This window comes from Tolypothrix sp. VBCCA 56010 (assembly GCF_050875635.1).
GTDB lineage: Bacteria > Cyanobacteriota > Cyanobacteriia > Cyanobacteriales > Nostocaceae > Hassallia.
The window spans coordinates 23,759-29,896 of record NZ_JBPAOH010000098.1 but is presented as its reverse complement, the minus strand read 5'-3'; the positions used below and the strand labels follow the sequence as shown (position 1 = coordinate 29,896).

The 6,138-nt window shown below is 44.7% G+C and carries 5 protein-coding genes and 2 pseudogenes; 5 read left to right on the top strand and 2 right to left on the bottom strand.

Annotated elements, in window-relative coordinates:
• A pseudogene (locus AABK37_RS26980) lies at positions 1-112 on the bottom strand (photosystem II D2 protein (photosystem q(a) protein)); the annotation flags it as partial.
• Between the two features lie 412 nt (positions 113-524).
• Between AABK37_RS26980 and AABK37_RS26975 the strand changes: the two are divergent.
• From AABK37_RS26975 to AABK37_RS26955, 5 genes and pseudogenes are all read left to right on the top strand, one after another.
• Positions 525-1,106 carry a photosystem I assembly protein Ycf4 gene (locus AABK37_RS26975; protein ID WP_432554580.1) on the top strand — a complete coding sequence of 194 codons (582 nt, stop codon included), beginning with the start codon at positions 525-527 and terminating at the stop codon, positions 1,104-1,106.
• A 330-nt stretch (positions 1,107-1,436) separates the two neighbouring features.
• Positions 1,437-2,231 carry a peptidylprolyl isomerase gene (locus AABK37_RS26970; protein WP_432554579.1) on the top strand — a complete coding sequence of 265 codons (795 nt, stop codon included), beginning with the start codon at positions 1,437-1,439 and terminating at the stop codon, positions 2,229-2,231.
• A gap of 91 nt (positions 2,232-2,322) precedes the next feature.
• Positions 2,323-3,594 (top strand): beta-ketoacyl-ACP synthase, encoded by a 1,272-nt coding sequence (locus tag AABK37_RS26965; RefSeq protein ID WP_432554582.1) that lies wholly within the window; start codon positions 2,323-2,325, stop codon positions 3,592-3,594.
• Positions 3,595-3,717: 123 nt separating this feature from the next.
• Positions 3,718-5,214 (top strand): folate/biopterin family MFS transporter, encoded by a 1,497-nt coding sequence (locus AABK37_RS26960; RefSeq protein ID WP_432554581.1) that lies wholly within the window; start codon positions 3,718-3,720, stop codon positions 5,212-5,214.
• 330 nt (positions 5,215-5,544) lie between these two features.
• Positions 5,545-5,919, top strand: a pseudogene (locus tag AABK37_RS26955) (carotenoid oxygenase family protein); the annotation flags it as partial.
• Here AABK37_RS26955 and AABK37_RS26950 read toward each other — a convergent pair.
• The gene (locus AABK37_RS26950) at positions 5,912-6,049 is read right to left on the bottom strand and encodes a hypothetical protein (RefSeq protein WP_432554578.1); all 138 of its coding nucleotides are present in this window, start codon (positions 6,047-6,049) and stop codon (positions 5,912-5,914) included. The pseudogene AABK37_RS26955 and the gene AABK37_RS26950 overlap by 8 nt on opposite strands.
• Positions 6,050-6,138: the final 89 nt, after the last annotated feature.

Genomic DNA, 6,138 nt, shown 5'->3' with positions numbered 1-6,138 from the left:
GGAATAATAATATCCCTGACCAACCTACGAATACGAAGCGATCGCGCTTCAACCAGTCGTCTAGTACGTCAAACCACCCTCTACTGGGGGCGCGTCCTACTGCAATGGTCATTTCACTAAAATCCTCTTTTTTCCTAAAATTGCGACGTTTTTCACGTTTTGAGGAATTAACGTTTTTTTGACACTCTCACCAGCTTACATGCTGCTGAGATTCTGAGATGCCGACTTAATCAGCGCCATTTCTCAGTTGTGCCTTCATAATCACCACTTACTGCTAAATTTAGCTTGTGGTAACTTAATGATTCTTAACTTATCACATTTTGCCCGGTTTGCGTCGATCCACGGAAAGTAAATCAGGTATCAAACACGAGACTCTTAATTAATATGAATATCAGAAATTTTACAATTTGACACAGGTTTTCTCAGAAATCTTAAAAGTTAAGTCTTGAAACTGTCCTTGCAATACATCCTCTTGGGATGGCAGACTTTTTTTAGGGAAGATATTACGCGAAGTAGGTAGTTCAATGACGGCATCAACAACCATTAACAAAGGCGATCGCTCCGCTACAAACGTTCTGCATCAAAAAGTTCTCGGTTCTCGTCGGTTCAGCAACTACTTGTGGGCAACTATCGTTACCTTAGGGTCTATAGGCTTTTTGCTGGCAGCGATATCCAGTTACCTCAAAGTCAATTTACTCATAGTTAGCGATCCAACTCAACTGGTATTCGTCCCTCAAGGATTGGTAATGGGGTTATATTCCCTTGCTGGCTTTCTTTTCGCCTTATACCTGTGGTTAGTAATTTTATGGGATGTGGGAGGCGGATACAACGAGTTCGATCGCTCAACTGGCAAAATAAAAATTTTCCGCTGGGGATTTCCTGGCAAAAACCGCCGCATTGACCTTGACTTTGCAGCACAAGATGTGCAATCTGTGCGAGTCGATCTTAAAGAAGGTCTAAATCCGCGTCGCGCTCTTTACCTGCGAGCTAAAGGTCGCCGAGATATTCCCCTAACACGGGTAGGTCAACCATTATCGCTAACAGAGTTAGAAGTTAAAGGCGCCGAGTTAGCCCGCTTTTTGCAAGTTCCCTTAGAAGGACTTTAAAGAATTTTAGATTTTGCGGAAAATCACGACTCGTCGGCAAACAGCAAAAATCGAACTTTCCCAGACTCCTGCGTGGATTAGCAGGACTAAAGCTGCGTGTCACACACATTATTCGTTGAATATTTTGTCGTTAGCAGGCACGAAGAGTGACATTTTGAGCGAGTACAGCGCTCACTAATTAATCTCTCCAAAAAGATTAAATATTCGGCAAACAGCACTGGTGGTTTAAGATAGCATTTTGACGGGTATGCTTAGTACCTGTGTAGTCTTTCATTCCACATGACCGAAAAAGTGGAATGGAAAACTAGCCGAAAATTTTTGTAAGTAACAATGCGCTTAAAAATTCCACAGTTTTTACTTGCTCTAGTGATTGTCGGTGGACTGATGTTGGGGGGATGTTCAGGGCAGCAGTCTGCTTCTAATAACGCTTCCCCATCCTCAAATGCGACCTCAGCAGCTACAGAAGCAAGCACCAAGACAACTACAGAGGCTAGCTCTGTATCTCAAAATACAAATAGTGAGAGTATCCCCGGAATGAAAGATTTACCAAGACTCGAAGGTAAGGCTACTGTGGTGATGACCGTGAAAGGTTCGCCGATTACTATCGAAGTAGACGGCACAAACGCCCCAATTACCGCTGGTAACTTCGTCGATTTGGTGCAACGGGGTGTTTATGATGGGTTATCTTTCCATAGAGTAGTGCGCCAACCGCAACCGTTTGTGGCTCAAGGTGGCGATCCCAAAAGTAAAGACCCGAAGACACCAGCACAACTTTTGGGAACAGGTGGTTTTGTTGACCCAAAAACTGGAACTGAGCGCTCTATACCTTTAGAAATTAAGCCAAAAGGTGCCCAGCAGCCAGTATACAGCAAGACGATTACTGAAACGCCTGTTTTGACACATAAACTTGGTGCGGTAGCAATGGCGCGATCGCAACAACCAGACTCTGCTTCCTCCCAGTTTTATTTTGCACTTGCCGATCTCGCCTTTCTAGATGGTAACTACGCCGTATTTGGCAATGTCACCCAAGGAATGGATGTAGTTAACAAAATTCAGCAAGGCGATCGCATTGACTCGGCTAAAGTCACCCAAGGTACAGAAAACTTGAAAAATGGCGGTAAGTAACCTTCGAGATTGTTAGTTGTTGGTGGTTAGTTGTTATTTGTCAAAAACTACAACTAACCACTCCCCACTCCCTACTCCCCACTCCCTAGAATTGCTTGATGTTGTTGTCACTGGTATTGGTCTTGTTTCCGCTTTGGGTACAAGCTTAGAGGATAGTTGGCAGCAGTTAATTGCTGGTAAATCTGGAATTGAATTACATCAACCATTTCCAGATTTAGAACCACGTCCTCTAGGATTGATTGGTAAGCAACCAGTTGAGTTAAGAATGCTAACGAAGTTGGTTGTTGATTCGGCTTTGAAAGATGCTGGATTAATTCAGCCTTTGTCCGATTGTGGCGTTGTCATCGGCTCAAGTCGCAGTCATCAAGCTTCCTGGGAAGAGATGGCAAGAAAGACTTGGGCGACGGGCGTGGGGGACAAGGGGGACAAGGGGACAAGGAGACAAGGAGACAAGGAGAATAATTCTTCTTTCCACCCCTCTTCCCATCCCCCCCTCTCCCCCTCTCCCCATCCCCCCCTCCCCCCATCCCTCCCTCCTCTTTCTTGGTTGGACACTTTGCCGCATATGAATGCGATCGCCGCAGCGCGACAAATCGGGGCAACTGGGATAGTTTTAGCACCGATGGCTGCATGTGCTACAGGAATTTGGGCGATCGCTCAAGCAGTTTTACTCATCCAAACTGGGCAATGTCAGCGAGTAATTGTCGGCGCAGTCGAAGCACCGGTTACACCGCTAACCATAACTGGGTTTCAGCAAATGGGTGCAAGCGCGAAAACAGGGGCTTATCCGTTTGATAAACACCGTGAAGGCTTGGTTTTAGGCGAAGGTGCCGCTGTGTTTGTCTTGGAATCAGCAGAGTTAGCAAAACAGCGTCAAGCAAAAATATATGGTCAAATTCTCGGTTTTTGCTTGACAGCGGATGCATATCATGCTAACTCGTCAGAGCCTGAGGGAAGAAGTGCGATCGCTTGTGTAAAGCAATGTTTAGAACGCAGTCACTTGACCTTCTCGGATATTGATTACATTCATGCTCACGGTACGGCTACTCAGATGAATGACCGGATAGAGAGTATGGTGATACAGCGGTTATTTCCGAAACAGGTGGCAGTTAGTTCGACTAAAGGCGCTACAGGTCACACATTAGGAGCATCGGGAGCTTTGGGTGTGGCTTTTTCCCTTTTGGCATTAAAGAATCAAATTTTACCGCCTTGTGTAGGGCTGAAAGTAGCTGAGTTTGATTTAGATTTCGTAACGACAGCGCGTGAAGCTGAAATTCGGCAAGTGTTGTGTTTGAGTTTTGGGTTTGGCGGACAGAATGCGGCGATCGCGTTGGCTAAAGAGTTTTCCTCTGCGGAAAGATGATATGCCACAATACAACCAAAATTATAACCTTTGGGTTTCAATATCTTCCTTTGAAGCGATCGCCCAATGTGCGAAAATCGATATCATAATAAAAGTCGAGAAAACTTAAAATTTGTTTACCAAATGCTGATTTCCTCCTCTGGCTTGTCTAAGGTAAAAGACTCAGTAACAGAAAAAATTTTATTTGGCAACGAACCCTCTGCCGAATTATTTGCCATTCTTACTGTTTACTTAGTCCAAGGAATCTTAGGCTTGGCGCGTTTAGCAGTCAGCTTTTTCCTCAAAGATGAACTGTTGCTGAGTCCGGCTCAGGTTGCAGCACTAATGGGTATTGTCGCTATACCTTGGGTTATCAAGCCACTGTTTGGTTTTATTTCCGATGGCTTGCCGATCTTTGGCTACCGTCGGCGTCCATACTTGGTTTTATCAGGGATACTCGGAGCAATTTCTTGGGTGAGCCTCGCAACAATTGTTCATACTGCCTGGGCAGCTACTAGTGCGATCGCTCTTAGTTCTTTATCTGTCGCCGTCAGTGATGTCATAGTTGACTCACTGGTTGTCGAACGCGCTAGAGGAGAATCTCAAGCAAAAGCTGGTTCCCTACAATCCCTTACATGGGGTACTTTCGCCTTCGGAGGTTTGCTCACAGCTTACTTTAGCGGAATGCTCCTAGAGCATTTCACTACCCGCAATATATTTTTGATTACAGCCTCATTTCCCCTCATCGTTTCCGGGGTAGCTTGGTTGATTGCGGAAACACCCGTAAGCAAAACCCAACATCATAGGCAGTTTCCCACCCTTCGCACGCACCAAGACGAAGACTGCCTCACCAAGGAAGATAACAATAGCAGCAACTCCCCAACAATCAAGCATCAGTTGGGGCAATTATGCAAAGCCGTTTCTCAAAAAGCGATTTGGCTACCAACAGCGTTTCTCTTCATCTTGCAAGCAACGCCAAGCACTGAATCAGCCTTTTTCTTTTTCAGTACCAACGAACTACACTTTCAACCAGAATTTTTAGGGCAAGTGCGTTTGGTAACGAGTATTGCCTCTGTTGTTGGTGTCTGGATTTTTCAGCGTTTCCTGAAAACCGTTCCGTTTCGCGTCATCTTTGGCTGGAGTACGGTTATTTCTACAGTTTTGGGAATGACAATGCTACTGCTGGTAACTCACACAAATCGGGCTTTGGGTATAGATGACCACTGGTTTAGTATCGGTGATAATCTCATTGTCGCAGTGATGGCGCAAATTGCTTATATGCCAGTATTGGTGCTAGCAGCGAGGCTGTGTCCCCCAGGAGTGGAAGCTACATTATTTGCCCTCTTAATGTCGATTACAAACTTAGCTGGACTAATTTCCCAGGAGTTAGGGGCAGTACTGATGCATCAGCTAGGCATTACCGAGACAAACTTCGATGCTATGTGGTTGTTAGTAGTCATTGCTAACCTCAGTCACCTTTTACCGTTGCCATTCCTCAGCTGGCTGCCGACTGCGGACTCCCAAAGCGAAATAGCAAAAACATTGCCCCCAACATCAGCAAACAATACAGAACAAGCATTTGTACCTGATTTGATGCCTGAATTGATGATGCGAGAACTAAAGTCAGAAGTAGTTGAGTAGCAAGAAATTGGAGACTAAGAATTAGGGACTGGGGACTAGTAAATTTCCCCATTCCTAATTGCCAATTTTCAATCCCAAATTCCAATAACTGGAGACTGGGGACTAGAAATTAGGGAGTGGGAAATTTCCCCAATTTTTAATTGCCAATTTTCATCCAAAATCCGTCTTGAAAAGCTTTGATGCCTTCTCCCAGAGGGAGACGCTCCGCGAACGGCAACTTTGCATAATCGCGAACCGAGGAAACCTCCGCTCAAACTTTTCGCAAAATTTAAAATCCAAAATAAAATTGATATGCAGACTTTTCAACTTTACGAACACGCTTTGACAATTAGCGTGCATCAAGATAAAGTCGGACACCCCTATCGTTATTTATACATGGGTGCGGCTGATGCCAAAACTGGTAATGCACCTTTGCAAGCTTTTGTCAAGGTAGATTTAGAATCTGGGGAAAAACAACTTTGGAGTGCTGCACCGCGTGGGTTTGTCAGTTAGCCGATTTTTGTACCGCGTCCAGGTTCTGACAAAGAAGATGATGGCTGGGTCTTGGCTTTAGTTTATGATTCGACTCATCACCGTTCAGATGTGGTGATTTTAGATGCTAGTGATTTTAATAAAAGACCAGTTGCACGGCTGCATCTAAAACATCATATTCCCTATGGTTTGCATGGCAGCTTTACGAATGAAGTGTTTGCACCACTTAATTGAGAAATGAGGATAGGTAGATCGCCCATGAAGAGATTTTAGTATTTATCAGGGGCGATCGCTCGACAACTAGAGAATAAGATATCGTGCGATCGCTTGGCGTTTCAGTCAAAAATTCTAGAGTTTGAGTCATTGCCCATTTGGATTGAATAGTTAAGTATAGAGTTACAGGGATTTGCCGAACATAGCTCTAGAGACCATCTGACATGCAGCATACGGCGA

Coding starts and splice junctions, on each gene's coding strand:
- AABK37_RS26975 (WP_432554580.1), top strand. CDS start 525: ATGACGGCATCAACAACCATTAACAAAGGCGATCGCTCCGCTACAAAC.
- AABK37_RS26970 (WP_432554579.1), top strand. CDS start 1,437: ATGCGCTTAAAAATTCCACAGTTTTTACTTGCTCTAGTGATTGTCGGT.
- AABK37_RS26960 (WP_432554581.1), top strand. CDS start 3,718: ATGCTGATTTCCTCCTCTGGCTTGTCTAAGGTAAAAGACTCAGTAACA.
- AABK37_RS26950 (WP_432554578.1), bottom strand. CDS start 6,049: ATGACTCAAACTCTAGAATTTTTGACTGAAACGCCAAGCGATCGCACG.